The organism is Burkholderia sp. AU45388 (assembly GCF_030481585.1).
GTDB lineage: Bacteria > Pseudomonadota > Gammaproteobacteria > Burkholderiales > Burkholderiaceae > Burkholderia > Burkholderia sola.
Window position 1 is genome coordinate 94375 of the sequence record NZ_JAUJPV010000024.1, and the last position, 12848, is coordinate 107222.

General features: G+C 67.1%; 12 protein-coding genes and 1 tRNA gene. 6 read left to right on the forward strand and 7 right to left on the reverse strand.

Translation table 11 applies throughout. The annotated features are described in order from the left end of the window. The first annotated feature begins 198 nt into the window (after positions 1 to 198). The 6 genes from rnr (at position 199) to QZM72_RS29125 (ending at position 7418) form a co-directional block, all read left to right on the forward strand. Positions 199 to 2661, forward strand: coding sequence for a ribonuclease R (gene rnr / locus QZM72_RS29100; RefSeq protein ID WP_089467337.1), 2463 nt, complete (start codon positions 199 to 201; stop codon positions 2659 to 2661). A gap of 148 nt (positions 2662 to 2809) precedes the next feature. Further along, entirely contained in the window at positions 2810 to 3553 is a 744-nt protein-coding gene (gene rlmB / locus QZM72_RS29105; protein WP_089467338.1) for a 23S rRNA (guanosine(2251)-2'-O)-methyltransferase RlmB, read from the forward strand. A 115-nt stretch (positions 3554 to 3668) separates the two neighbouring features. Further along, positions 3669 to 4541 (forward strand): N-acetylmuramoyl-L-alanine amidase, encoded by an 873-nt coding sequence (locus QZM72_RS29110; protein WP_301739794.1) that lies wholly within the window; start codon positions 3669 to 3671, stop codon positions 4539 to 4541. Between the two features lie 94 nt (positions 4542 to 4635). Further along, positions 4636 to 5331 carry a ribose-5-phosphate isomerase RpiA gene (rpiA, locus tag QZM72_RS29115; protein WP_301739795.1) on the forward strand — a complete coding sequence of 232 codons (696 nt, stop codon included), beginning with the start codon at positions 4636 to 4638 and terminating at the stop codon, positions 5329 to 5331. Positions 5332 to 5613: 282 nt separating this feature from the next. Continuing rightward, positions 5614 to 6330, forward strand: a complete 717-nt coding sequence (locus tag QZM72_RS29120; RefSeq protein ID WP_089467341.1) for a FadR/GntR family transcriptional regulator — start codon at positions 5614 to 5616, stop codon at positions 6328 to 6330. A gap of 101 nt (positions 6331 to 6431) precedes the next feature. Then, positions 6432 to 7418 (forward strand): Gfo/Idh/MocA family protein, encoded by a 987-nt coding sequence (locus QZM72_RS29125; RefSeq protein ID WP_089467342.1) that lies wholly within the window; start codon positions 6432 to 6434, stop codon positions 7416 to 7418. A 61-nt stretch (positions 7419 to 7479) separates the two neighbouring features. Here QZM72_RS29125 and QZM72_RS29130 read toward each other — a convergent pair whose 3' ends face one another. From QZM72_RS29130 to QZM72_RS29160, 7 genes are all read right to left on the reverse strand, one after another. After that, on the reverse strand, positions 7480 to 8172 hold the full coding sequence (locus QZM72_RS29130) for an amino acid ABC transporter permease (RefSeq protein WP_006484207.1): 693 nt from the start codon (positions 8170 to 8172) through the stop codon (positions 7480 to 7482). Positions 8173 to 8294: 122 nt separating this feature from the next. After that, a complete protein-coding gene (locus QZM72_RS29135; protein WP_089467343.1) occupies positions 8295 to 9089 on the reverse strand; it encodes a cystine ABC transporter substrate-binding protein in 795 nt (264 codons plus the stop codon). A gap of 99 nt (positions 9090 to 9188) precedes the next feature. Then, positions 9189 to 10226: a quinone-dependent dihydroorotate dehydrogenase gene (locus QZM72_RS29140; protein ID WP_089467344.1), complete on the reverse strand. Its 1038-nt coding sequence runs from the start codon at positions 10224 to 10226 to the stop codon at positions 9189 to 9191. Positions 10227 to 10324: 98 nt separating this feature from the next. Beyond that, complete coding sequence (locus QZM72_RS29145; RefSeq protein ID WP_069621413.1) at positions 10325 to 11155, reverse strand: arginyltransferase; 831 nt, start codon at positions 11153 to 11155, stop codon at positions 10325 to 10327. A 33-nt stretch (positions 11156 to 11188) separates the two neighbouring features. After that, positions 11189 to 11953 (reverse strand): leucyl/phenylalanyl-tRNA--protein transferase, encoded by a 765-nt coding sequence (gene aat / locus QZM72_RS29150; RefSeq protein ID WP_089467345.1) that lies wholly within the window; start codon positions 11951 to 11953, stop codon positions 11189 to 11191. A 9-nt stretch (positions 11954 to 11962) separates the two neighbouring features. After that, positions 11963 to 12508 carry an NUDIX hydrolase gene (locus QZM72_RS29155; protein ID WP_006476111.1) on the reverse strand — a complete coding sequence of 182 codons (546 nt, stop codon included), beginning with the start codon at positions 12506 to 12508 and terminating at the stop codon, positions 11963 to 11965. A gap of 184 nt (positions 12509 to 12692) precedes the next feature. Continuing rightward, positions 12693 to 12769, reverse strand: a tRNA-Met gene (locus tag QZM72_RS29160). Between the last annotated feature and the right edge of the window lie 79 nt (positions 12770 to 12848).

Below are 12848 nucleotides of genomic sequence, written 5' to 3' on the forward strand. Positions count from 1 at the left end.
TATGCCTGTCAACACTTTTTTGCGATGCATCGCAAACCGGCTGCCGCCGCGCGTGCCGGCGGCATTCCCGTCATTTGGCGACACAAGGCGGGTGATAGAATGACCCGCCGCCGTCAATATAGAACTGTCTGACGGACACCTCTATGTTGATGCCGTGCACCATCGGTCAACGCAACGAGAACAATCATCGACAAACCCTTGAGCAAATATCCGTACCCCATTCCGAGCCGTGAAGAGATTCTCGGCGTGCTGCGTACGAGCGACGCGCCGCTGGCCGCCAACGACATCGCCGAAGCCCTGTCGATCAAGCGGCAGGAGCGCGAGGGGTTCTTCCGGCGTGTCGCCGCGATGGAGCGCGACGGCCAGATCCGCCTCGACAAGCGCGGCCACTATCAGTTGACCCATCCGTCGAATTTCGTCGCGGGACGCGTGCAGGGGCATCGCGACGGCTACGGGTTCGTGATCCGCGACGACGGCCAGGACGACCTGTTCTTGCCGAACGGCGAAATGCAGAAGGTGATGCACAACGACCGCGTCCTCGCGCGGATCGTCGGCTACGATCGCCGCGGCCGTCCCGAAGGGCATGTCGTCGAAGTCACCGAGCGCGCGAACAAGCGCGTGATCGGCCGCCTGCTGAACGAGAACGGCGCGTTGATCGTCGCGCCGGAAGACAAGCGCATCGGCCACGACATCCTGATCACGCAGAACGTGAAGAAGGCGAAGGTCGGGCAGGTCGTCGTCGTCGAGCTGACCGATTTCCCGAGCCGCCATTCGCAGCCGCTCGGCCGTGTCGTCGAAGTGCTCGGCGATATCGACGATCCGGGCATGGAAATCGAAATCGCGGTGCGCAAGTACGGCGTGCCGCACGAATTCAGCCAGCCGGCGCTCGACGAGGCCGCCGCGCTGCCCGACAAGGTGCGGCCGGCCGACCTGCGTTTCCGCGTCGACCTGCGCGACGTGCCGCTCGTGACGATCGACGGCGAGGACGCCCGCGACTTCGACGATGCCGTCTACTGCGAGCCGGTCAAGGTCGGCCGCGGCGACGGCTTCCGGCTGATCGTCGCGATCGCCGACGTGTCGCACTACGTGCAGCCGGGCAGCGGGCTCGACGCCGACGCGCTCGAGCGCAGTACGTCGGTCTACTTCCCGCGCCGCGTGATCCCGATGCTGCCGGAGAAGCTGTCGAACGGCCTCTGTTCGCTGAACCCGCAGGTCGACCGCTGCGTGCTTGCGTGCGACATGGTGATCACCGCGCGCGGCGAGATCAAGGCATACCAGTTCTATCCGGCGGTGATCCATTCGGCGGCGCGCCTGACGTACACCGAAGTCGCGGCCGTGCTGTCGAACACGAAGGGGCCGGAGGCCGCGCGCCGCGCCGACCTGCTGCCGCACCTGCAGGATCTGTACGGCGTCTACAAGTCGCTGTTCGCCGCCCGCCAAAAGCGCGGCGCGATCGACTTCGACACGACCGAGACCTACATCGTCTGCAACTCGCAGGGCAAGATCGAGCAGATCGTGCCGCGTCAGCGCAACGACGCGCACAAGCTGATCGAGGAATGCATGTTGGCCGCGAACGTCTGCGCGGCCGATTTCCTGAAGCGCAACAAGCATCCGGGCCTGTACCGCGTGCACGCGGGGCCGACGCCGGAGAAGCTCGAGAACCTGCGCGCGTTCCTGCGCGGGATGGGCCTGTCGCTCGGCGGCGGCGACAAGCCGCATGCGAGCGACTACGCGGCGCTGATGGCGCAGATCCGCGACCGGCCGGACGCGCAGATGCTGCAGCCGATGCTGCTGCGCTCGATGCAGCAGGCGGTCTACAGCCCGGACAACATCGGCCACTTCGGTCTCGCATACGAGGCGTATGCGCACTTCACGAGCCCGATCCGCCGCTATCCCGACCTGCTCACGCACCGCGCGATCTACGCGATCCTGTCGGGCAAGAAATACACGCCGAAGGCGCCGGAAGGCTTCGAGCTGAATACCGCGCTGTCGCCGCGCGCCCGCGCGATGCAGCAGGCCGACGATGAAGCGCGCGGCCGTTCGCGTTCGAACACGGCGATCTGGGAAGAGCTCGGCCTGCACTGCTCGGCGAACGAGCGTCGCGCGGACGAGGCGTCGCGTGACGTCGAAGCGTGGCTCAAGTGCTACTTCATGCGCGACAAGCTCGGCGAGGAGTACGGCGGGATGGTGAACGGCGTGACGTCGTTCGGCATCTTCGTGCAGCTCGACACGCTGTTCATCGAAGGGCTCGTGCACGTGACGGAGCTCGGCTCGGACTACTTCCAGTACGACGAGATCAAGAACGAGCTGCGCGGCGAACGCACGGGCATCCGCTATCGCCTGTCGGATCGCGTGCGCGTGCAGGTGAGCCGCGTCGATCTCGATGCGCGCAAGATCGATTTCCGCCTCGTGCGCGATACGCCGGTGAAGGCGCCGCGTCCGTCGCCCGCGCCGGCTGCCGGCGGCGATCGCAACGGCAGCGGCCCGCGCGTGCGTGCGCTGCCGCCGGTCGAGGAAGCCGCGCCGCGTCGCAAGACGGCCGCGAGCGCGCCGAGCGTCGCGGTGAAGGAAGCGCGCGCCGCGCGTGGCGCCGCGAAGAAGAAGGGCGGCGGTGGCGGCGGCGCACCCGCGAAGAAGGCCCGCGCCCGCAAGAAGTATTGAGCGTTCGGGGCGGCCTACGCGCACGCCCTGCAGTATCGAGAGACGCCGCGTCACCGGTCATCGGCCGGCCACGCGGCGCTTTCCTTTTCCATGGATCGCGGCTGCGCATGTCGCGCGGCCGCACGTTTGATCGAAGGTTGTTCCAGTCATGTCACGTCTGAAGGTTCTTTACGGTTTTCATGCGGTGACCGCACGTTTGCGGCACGATGCATCGACGGTGGCGGAGGTGCTGTACGACCAGACGCGCCGCGACCGCCGCATGCAGGACTTCCTGCACACCGCGAAGGAAGCGGGCGTGCGGCTGATCGCGGCCGACGAAACGCGCCTGTGGGGCCTCGCACATACCGAGCGCCACCAGGGCGTCGTCGCGCGCGTCGAGGACATGCCGCTCGCGCAGAACCTGTCCGAGCTGCTCGACGGCATCAACGGGCCGGCGCTGCTGCTCGTGCTCGATGGCGTCACCGATCCGCACAACCTCGGCGCGTGCCTGCGGGTCGCCGATTCGGCCGGCGCGCATGCGGTGATCGCGCCGCGCGACCGCGCGGTCGGCCTGAACGCGACCGCGGCCAAGGTGGCGAGCGGGGCGGCCGATACGGTGCCGTACATCACGGTGACGAACCTCGCCCGCGCGCTGCGCGAGCTGAAGGAAGCCGGCGTGTGGATCATCGGCACGTCGGACGAGGCATCGGCGACGCTCTACGAGACGAAGCTCGACGGCCCCGTCGCGCTCGTGATGGGCGCGGAAGGCGAAGGCATGCGCCGGCTCACGCGCGACACCTGCGACGAAGTGATGAGCATCCCGATGGCCGGCAGCGTGGAAAGCCTGAACGTGTCGGTCGCCAGCGGCGTGTGCCTGTACGAAGCCGTGCGCCAGCGGCGCGTGAAGGGCTGAGCCCGCGGCTGCCCTCGGCACCGTCCGTCCCGCGCGCGATGCGCGGGCGTCGAATGACCCGAACGACGCGTGCCGCGATGCAATGCGGCACGCGACTCTGCGGAACCCGCGACCGATGACCCTGTTTCGTGTTGGCGTCTCCTGCGCCGTGCTGGGCCTGCTGGCGGCCTGCACGTCGCCGTCGCTCGTCGAACGCGGCACCTACTATGCCGACACGAGCCTGCATGCGCGCGGCGCCGATTCGCGGATCCGCTTTCTCGTGATGCATTACACCGAAAGCGACGAGACGAAATCGCTGCGCACGCTGACCGGCGAATCGGTCAGCGTGCATTACGTCATCCCGCCGCAGCCACGCACCGAGCGCGGGATGCCCGTCGTCTACCAGCTCGTTCCGGAATCTCGGCGCGCGTGGCACGCGGGCGTCAGCGAGTGGCAGGGCACGACCGAGCTGAACGCGGTGTCGATCGGCATCGAGAACGTGAACCGCGGCCCGCTCGACGCGCAGCAGCGCACCTGGCAGCCGTATCCGCCCGAACAGGTCGACGCGCTGATCCGCCTGTCGAAGGACATCGTCGCGCGCTACGGGATTCCGCCGACGCGCGTGGTCGGGCACAGCGACATCGCCCCGCAACGCAAGATCGATCCCGGCCCGCTGTTTCCGTGGCATGCGCTCGCGCAAGCCGGCGTCGGCGCATGGCCGGACGACGCGACCGTCGTCGCGCGGCTCGGCGGCCGCGACCCGCACGCGCCGGTCGACGTGCGCGAGCTGCAGCTCAAGCTCGCGCGCTACGGCTACGACGTGCCGACCGACGGCGTGCTCGACGCGCGCACGCGGCGCGTGTTCGCGGCGTTTCAGATGCATTTCCGGCCGTCCGATTACGCGGGCAATCCGGACGCGGAAAGCGACGCGATCGCCCAGGCGCTGCTCGACAAGTACTTCCCCGGCACGCCGGCGACGGACCCCGCACCGGCGGCCGACACGCGCTGAATACGTGGCGCGTATCGCACGCCGAAAAACGCGGGGGCGTCGGCCGACTCCGGTAAACTGGCGGCTTTTCGCCATCCCGCAGCATTACCACGCCATGACTCAAGACGAACTCAAACGCCTCGTCGGCCAGGCCGCCGCCGATTACGTGATCCAGAACGTGCCGGAAGGCGCCGTGATCGGTGTCGGCACCGGCTCGACCGCCAACTGCTTCATCGACGCGCTCGCCGCCGTCAAAGCGCGCTATCGCGGCGCCGTGTCGAGCTCGGTCGCCACGACCGAACGCCTGAAATCGCACGGCATCAAGGTGTTCGACCTGAACGAGATCGACTCGCTTCAGGTGTACGTCGACGGCGCCGACGAGATCGACGCCGGCGGCGCGATGATCAAGGGCGGCGGCGGCGCGCTGACGCGCGAGAAGATCGTCGCGTCGGTGGCCGACACGTTCGTCTGCATCGCCGACGCCAGCAAGCGCGTGCCGGTGCTCGGCGCGTTCCCGCTGCCGATCGAGGTCGTGCCGATGGCGCGCACGGCGATCGGCCGGCGCGTGACCGCGCTCGGCGGCGTGCCCGTGCTGCGCGTGACGAAGGACGGCGCGCCCTACATCACCGACAACGGCAACGAGATCATCGACGTGAAGGGCCTGCAGATCGCCGATCCGCGCGGTTTCGAAGCGCAGGTGAACGCATGGCCGGGCGTCGTGACGGTTGGCCTGTTCGCCGAACGCGGCGCGAATCTGTGCTTGCTCGGCACGGAAAACGGCGTTGAAACCATCGTTTATCCGGCTGGCTGAAACTGAATGAGAAGCAGTCCGTAATGGCGCGGTATCGGCCGTCATGGATTGGATGGTTAAATCTTGTGGAAACCGGGGTCCGGCAAGCGCGGCGCGCTTCCCGGGCCTTTTTTTTAGCCGTATAAATCACCTCGTTCAGAAGAGGGATAACCCTGTCAGGTGTTTACCAGATAGCGAAATATCGTCGAACTCATCAACTTATAGATCATAAGAACAGAGTAGTAACCAGGGCCGGCGGAACTGCGGAGCAGGTGTTCGCAAATCGACGCACGGGGAGGTGTCATGGAGCAGGGCAAAGACCGGTCACTGGTCGCCAAAGTGATGGATGGGCTTGTCGCGGGTATCGTCGAGGACAAGTACGGCGGCATCTTGCCGCCGCAGGACGTGCTGTCGAAAGAGTTCGACGTGAGCCGCACGGTCATGCGGGAAGCGTTGTCGATGTTGCTTGCGCGCGACATGCTCGACGTGCGGCCGAAAGTGGGTACGCGCGTGCGGCCGATGCGCGACTGGCGGATGATCGACGAAGACGTCGTGAGCTGGCGATTCCGGGCAAAACCCGATCCGCAGTTCATGCGCGACGTCATCGAATTCCGGATGCTGATCGAACCACGTGCGACCGCGCAGGCGGCGGTGCGTGCGACGGCGGCCGACATCGCGGGCATTCGCGAAGCGTTCGATGCGTTCAAGGTGCTGCAGCCGGGCGACACCGGCTACGACACGGCGGACGAGCTGCTGCATACGCGGATCGTCCAGGCGAGCGGCAACCAGTTCTTCCAGCAGATGGCGGCGATCGTGCGCGGCGCGGTGCGTCTCGTGAATCCGCGCGTCGTGCAGAAGGAAGGTGCGCACGACATCGCGGTGAAGGCGCATGCGCGCGTCGTCGATGCGATCGAGCGGCGCGACCCGCGCGAAGCCGAAGCGGCGTCGCTCGCGCTGATCGATTTCAGCGCGGACGAGATTTCGCGCGATTTCTCGGTCGACGTGCCGGTGCGCGCCTGACGCCGCGCGTGTCGTTCATCCGTGTGCCGCCGGGCCGTTTATCATGACGGCCGGCCGGCAGCGTGCCGGCAACCGTCATACGACCGACACGGAAGATCAGGATGAACGACAACGACCATCGCCCGGTGCGCTTCGGCATCGTCGGTGCAGGCAGCATTGCGCGCCGCTTCGCGCAAAGCCTCGCGCACGTGCCGGGCGCCACGCTCGCCGGCGTCTGGGCCCGCCGCGCCGACGCAGCGGCCGCCTTCTGCGAGACATACGGCGGCACGCCTGCCGCGCGCCTCGACGCGCTCCTCGCGAGCGACATCGACGCGGTCTACATCGCGACGCTCCATGACAGTCACGCGCAGTACACGCTGGCCGCGCTGGCTGCCGGCAAGGCCGTGCTGTGCGAGAAACCCGCGGCGCTGAACGCCGCGCAACTCGACACGGTGCTGCACGCGGCGCGCGCCGCCGGGCTGCTCTTCATGGAGGCGATGAAGCCGCCATTCTTCCCGCTGTACCGTCAACTGCGTGCGCACCTGCGTGACGATCCGATCGGCGAGATCCGGCTCGTGCGGGCGGGCTGCGCCTCGTCGTCGGTGCCGGACGACCATTCCGTCTATCGGCTCGATCGCGCGGGCGGCGCGCTGCTCGATATCGGCATCTACGAGGCATTTCTCGCCGTCGACTGGCTCGGCGCGGCGCGCGACGTGCAGACGCTCGGCCGCGTCGGCGCGACGGGAGTCGACCTGTTCGCGAGCCTGAACAGCGTGCACGCGAACGGCGGGATCGCGCAGCTCTTTTGCGGGCTCGACGTGATGGGGCGCGGCGACGCGCTGATCGCCGCGGCCGGCGGCCACGTGACGATTCACGAGAAGTGGTGGAACCCCGAGCGTGCGACGATCCGCTATGCGGACGGGCGCACCGTCGAACTCGACGCACCGGCCGCGGGCGGCGGGCTGAACTACGAAACCGCGCATTTCTGCGACCTGTTGCGCGCGGGCGAGACCGAAAGCCCGATCATGACGCACGACCATTCGCGGCAGATGATCGCGATGACCGATGCGGCGCGCGCCGTGCTCGGCGTGCGCTATTCGGGCGAATAGACGGAACAGGCGGGAAGGACAGCGCCCGGCCCGCGAGCGCGGCCCGGCGCAACGGCGCGGCTCAGTGCCGCGACGGCAGCGACAGGCGCTTTTCGTACCAGCGCTGCACCCATTCGAGGATCTGGCACAGGATCCAGTACACGGCCGCGGCGGCGAGATAGAGCGGCAGCGGCTGATAGGTTGCCGCGATCACTTCCTGCGCGCTGCGCAGCAGTTCGGTCACGGTGATCACCGACACGAGCGACGTGTCCTTGATCAGGCTGATCAGGCTGTTCGACAGGCTCGGCACCGCGATGCGCAGCGCCTGCGGGCCGATCACGTAGCGCAGCGTCTGCCCCCACGACAGCCCGAGGCTGTACGCGGCGAGCCACTGGCCGCGCGCGATCCCGTTGATCGCGCCGCGCATGCTTTCCGACATGTAGGCCGCGACGTTCGCGGACAGCGCGATGACGCCGGCCGGCGTCGGGTCGAGCGAGATGCCGAGGCTCGGCAGCCCGTAATAGATGACGAAGATCTGCACGAGCAGCGGCGTGCCGCGCATCAGGCTCACGTACGCGCGCGCCAGCCACGCGAGCGCATTGACCCAGATGCGCTCGAAGCCGTCGAGCGCTTCGCTCTGCCGGATGCCCATCATCGCGAGCACGACGGCGCCAAGCAGGCCGAACACCATCGACAGCACGGCGAACTTGACGGTCAGTACGGCACCTTGGGCGAGCACCGGCAGCGATTGGACGAGCAGGGACGTTGTCGACATGGAATACGAAGCGAATGCGTGCGCGAAAGCGCAATCATAAACCGGACCGATAAAACAAAGGGCGGCATCGTTGCGGATGCCGCCCTTTCCGGCCCGCCGTCAGGCGGGAAATGCAGGCGTGCTTACTTGATCGGTTTCGTCACGTCGATGCCGAACCATTTGTCGGAGATCTTCGTGAACGTGCCGTCGGCCTCGAGTTGCGTCATCGCGTCGTCGATCGCCTTCTGGAACTTCGGGTTGCCCTTCTTGAACGGGATGCCCGACGGGTTCGCCGAACCGACGTTCGCGCCCGGGCGCAGCGGCAGTTGGGAATTCTTCGTCAGGTACGCGAGCATCAGGCGGTCGTTGAGCGCCGCGTCGAGGCGGCCGGCCGAGAGATCGCGCAAGTACTCGGGCGCGCCCGGGTACGTCTTCACGTCGATGCCCGGCACCGATTTCGCCATGTCCATGTAGTTCGTGCCGAGCGCGACGCCGAGCTTCTTGCCCTTCAGATCTTCCAGCGACTTGAACTCGCGCGTGTCGTCCTTGCGCTGGATCAACTGCGCGGACGAGTACGTGTACGCGGGCGAGAAGTCGAGCGTTTCCTTGCGCTTGTCGGTGATGCCGACCTGGTTGGCGATCACGTCGAACTTGCCGGCCTGCAGGCCCGCGATGATGCCGCTCCATTCGGTCGTCACGAATTCGGCCTTCACGCCGAGCTTCGCGGCGACGGCCTTCGCGATGTCGACGTCGAACCCGACGAGTTCGCCTTGCGGGTTCTTCGAGTTGAACGGCGGGAACGTGCCTTCGAGGCCGACGCGCAGCGTGCCGCGTTGTTTGACCTGGTCGAGGAGGTCCGCCGCGTGGGCGGTTGCCGCAGCGAACGACGTGCCGATCACGCCGGCCACCAGCAGCTTCTTCAACAGCGAAAATTTCATCGTGTGTGTCCTTGCCCTGTGCGGGTCAATGATTCTGATCGTGAAGCGAGGATAGCAAAAACGCTATCGATGGCTAAATATAGTTTGCTTATGGCTATATTACGCGGTGCGTTCGCGGGCGATCGCCTTCACGCATTCGGACACGAGCGCCGGGCCGCGATAGATGAAGCCGGTATAGAGCTGGACGAGCGCCGCGCCGGCCGCCAACTTCGCGCGGGCGTCCTCGCCCGAGAAAATGCCGCCGACGCCGATGATCGGCACGTCGTCGCCGACTTCGGCGCGCAGCTTGCGGATCACCTCGTTCGACGCGTCGAACACGGGGCGGCCCGACAGGCCGCCGGCTTCGTCCGCGTGCGGCAGGCCCTGGACGGCCGCGCGCGACAGCGTCGTATTGGTGGCGATCACAGCTTCGATCTTGTGGCGCAGCAGCGTGTCGCCGATTTCCTTCACCTGTTCGTCGTCGAGATCGGGCGCGATCTTCAGCGCGAGCGGCACGAGCTTGCCGTGCAGGTCGGCGAGGCGCTGTTGCTTGTCCTTCAGCGCGGCGAGCAGCGCGTCGAGCTCGCCCGCGCCCTGCAACTGGCGCAGGTTCTTCGTGTTCGGCGACGAGATGTTGATCGTCACGTAGCTCGCGAACGGGTATACGCGCTCCAGGCAGTACAGGTAATCCTCCGCCGCGCGTTCGATCGGCGTGTCGGCGTTCTTGCCGATGTTCAGGCCGAGGATGCCGCGATAGCGGGCGGCCTGCACGTTCTTCACGAACTGGTCGACGCCGTGGTTGTTGAAGCCCATCCGGTTGATCAGCGCTTCGGCCTGCGGCAGCCGGAACATCCGCGGGCGCGGGTTGCCGGGTTGCGGGCGCGGCGTGACCGTGCCGACCTCGATGAAGCCGAAGCCGAGCGCCGCGAGGCCGTCGATGGCCGCGCCATCCTTGTCCAGGCCGGCCGCGAGGCCGACCGGGTTGCGGAACGTGAGCCCCATCACGGTGCGCGGCGCGTCGGGCACGCGGGCCGACAGCGCGCAGGCGAGGCCGGTGCGGCCGGCCGCGCCGAGCGCGCGCAGCGTAAGGTGGTGAGCGTCTTCCGCATCCATTTTGAACAGGGATGCGCGGGCCAGCGGATAGAGGGAACTGAACACGGGAATGGGGCGGACGGCCGAAATGAATGACAACCCGCTATTTTACCGGGAGTTGCGCGGCACGGGCGTGCTTCGCTTCGTAGCCGCCGCGACGCGGGTCAGCCCGAGCCGGAATGCCCGCCCGGCAACGGCGCGCGTGCGAGCGCCGCGTCGACGGGCGGCAGGTCGACCCGTTCCGGGTCGAGCGTCTTCCAGCGGCCGTCGATCAGCCCTTCGAGCGGGTGGAAGTTCGCCTTGTAGGCCATCTTCGGGCTCTCGCGGATCCAGTAGCCGAGGTAGACGTAGGGCAGCCCGAGGCTTTTCGCCTGTTCGATCTGCCACAGGATGTTGTAGGTGCCGTAGCTCGTGTGCCGGTCGTCGGGCTCGAAGAACGTGTAGACCGACGACAGCCCGTCGCCGAGGATGTCGATCATGCTGACCATCCGCAGTTTGCCGGGTTCGCCGCCCGGTGCGTCGAGGTCGCGGAATTCGACGAGGCGCGAGTTGATCCGGCTTTGCAGCAGGAACTGTTCGTACTGGTCGCGGCTGTCGCGATCCATGCCGCCGCCCGCGTGGCGCGCGGACTGGTAGCGCATGTAGAGCGCGTAGTGCTCTTCGTCGTAGTGCAGCGGTGACACCGTCGCGACCAGCGTGCGGTGCCGCTTCCACATCCTGCGCTGCGTGCGCGTCGGCGCGAACTCGCCGACCGGCACGCGCACCGGCACGCAGGCGCGGCAGCCGTCGCAGTACGGACGATACGTGAAGACGCCCGAGCGGCGGAAGCCGGCCTTCACGAGTTCGGTATAGATGTCGGAGTTGATCAGGTGGCTCGGCGTCGCGACTTGCGAGCGTGCGATGCGGCCGTCCAGATAGCTGCACGGATAGGGCGCCGTTGCATAGAATTGCAGCGCCGAAAGCGGTGAAAGCGGCAGCTCAGTCGGATGAGTCATGGGCAGCTCTCGATGCAGGGAAGGAGTGCCGCGCTAGCGCTCGCCCCCGGTGGGCGCCGCCGTTTCGGCGGGGCTCGTCAGCGTGGCGAGCACGCGCTTGTCGAACTGCCACGGGATCGGCGGTTCGGCTGCCGCGCGGCGCACGTGAGCGACAAAGGCCTTGCGTGCGATCTCGCGGCCGCCGAGCGACGCTAGATGCGACGTATTCTGTTGGCAGTCTATCATTTCCAGCCCCTGCTCGCGAAGGTGCGCGATGAGCGCGGCCAGCGCGATTTTCGACGCATCGGTCACGTCCGCATACATCGACTCGCCGAAAAACATCCGGCCGAACGACACGCCATAGAGGCCGCCGACGCGGCGTCCGTCGTGCCACGTCTCGATGCTGTGCGCGTTGCCGGAGCGGTAGAGCGACGTGTAGGCGTCGATGATCTCGGCGGTGATCCAGGTGCCGCGCTGCCCGCGGCGCGGCGCCTGCGCGCACGCGCGCATCACGCCGGGAAAGTCGTGATCGACGCGTACTTCCCAACCCGGTTCGCGCAGGACGCGCTTGAGCGTCTTGCGCAGCGACGGCGATACCTTGAATTCGGCCGGCACGAGGATCATGCGCGGGTCGGGGCTCCACCACAGCACCGGCTGGCCGTCCGAGTACCACGGGAAGATGCCGCGCTGGTAGGCGTCGATGAGGCGCGACGGCAGCAGGTCGGCGCTCGCGGCGAGCAGCCCGGGCGCGCCGGTCGCGGGGCCGAGCGCGCGTTCGATGGACGGAAACGGATCGTCCGGGCCGAGCCAGGGAACCATGGGTAGGGCTCAGCCGTTGCGCAGCGAGCGGAAGATGTCGCCGGTGTGCACGCCGTAGTCGCCGGCGGCGCGATCCGCGAAGAAGAAGCGCAGCGTCTGGCTGACGGTCGGGAACGCGATCTCGTCCCACGGGATGTCGGCTTCGTCGAACAGTTTCACTTCGAGGCTTTCCTCGCCGGCTTCGAAACCCGGATCGGTGAGCCGCGCAAGGTAGAACAGGTGGACCTGGTGCACGTGCGGCACGTTGAGCAGCGTGAACAGGTTCTGCACTTCGACGCGCGCGCCGGCTTCCTCGAGCGTTTCGCGCGCGGCGGCTTCCGCGGTGGTCTCGCCCATTTCCATGAAACCCGCCGGCAGCGTCCAGAATCCGTAGCGCGGTTCGATCGCGCGGCGGCACAGCAGGATCTGGTCGCCCCAGACCGGCACCGTGCCGACGACGTTGCGCGGATTCTGATAGTGGATCGTGCCGCAGTGATCGCAGACGAAGCGCTCGCGGTTGTCGCCAGGCGGAATGCGCGCAAGGACTTCGTGACCGCAGACGGAGCAGAATTTCATGTCGAGTGGAAGGGACGAGGTGATGCGAGTGTATCACCGGCCCGCGGCATTCTTGAACGCCGCGCGCATGCGGCGGCGTGTCGGGAGAAACGGCGGGAGAGTGCGCGAAGAAGGCGGGAAGCCCGGGCGCGCAAAAACAAAAAGCCCGGCGCGAAGCCGGGCTTTTTGCGAAATTCTGGACGGTTGGTTGCGGGGGTAGGATTTGAACCTACGACCTTCGGGTTATGAGCCCGACGAGCTGCCAGACTGCTCCACCCCGCGTCCGTCGAAGAAATGAATTATATGGGCTAACCAGGATGCGCGCAACTGTTTTCTGACAATCGCGTCGCGAGCGCGGGTG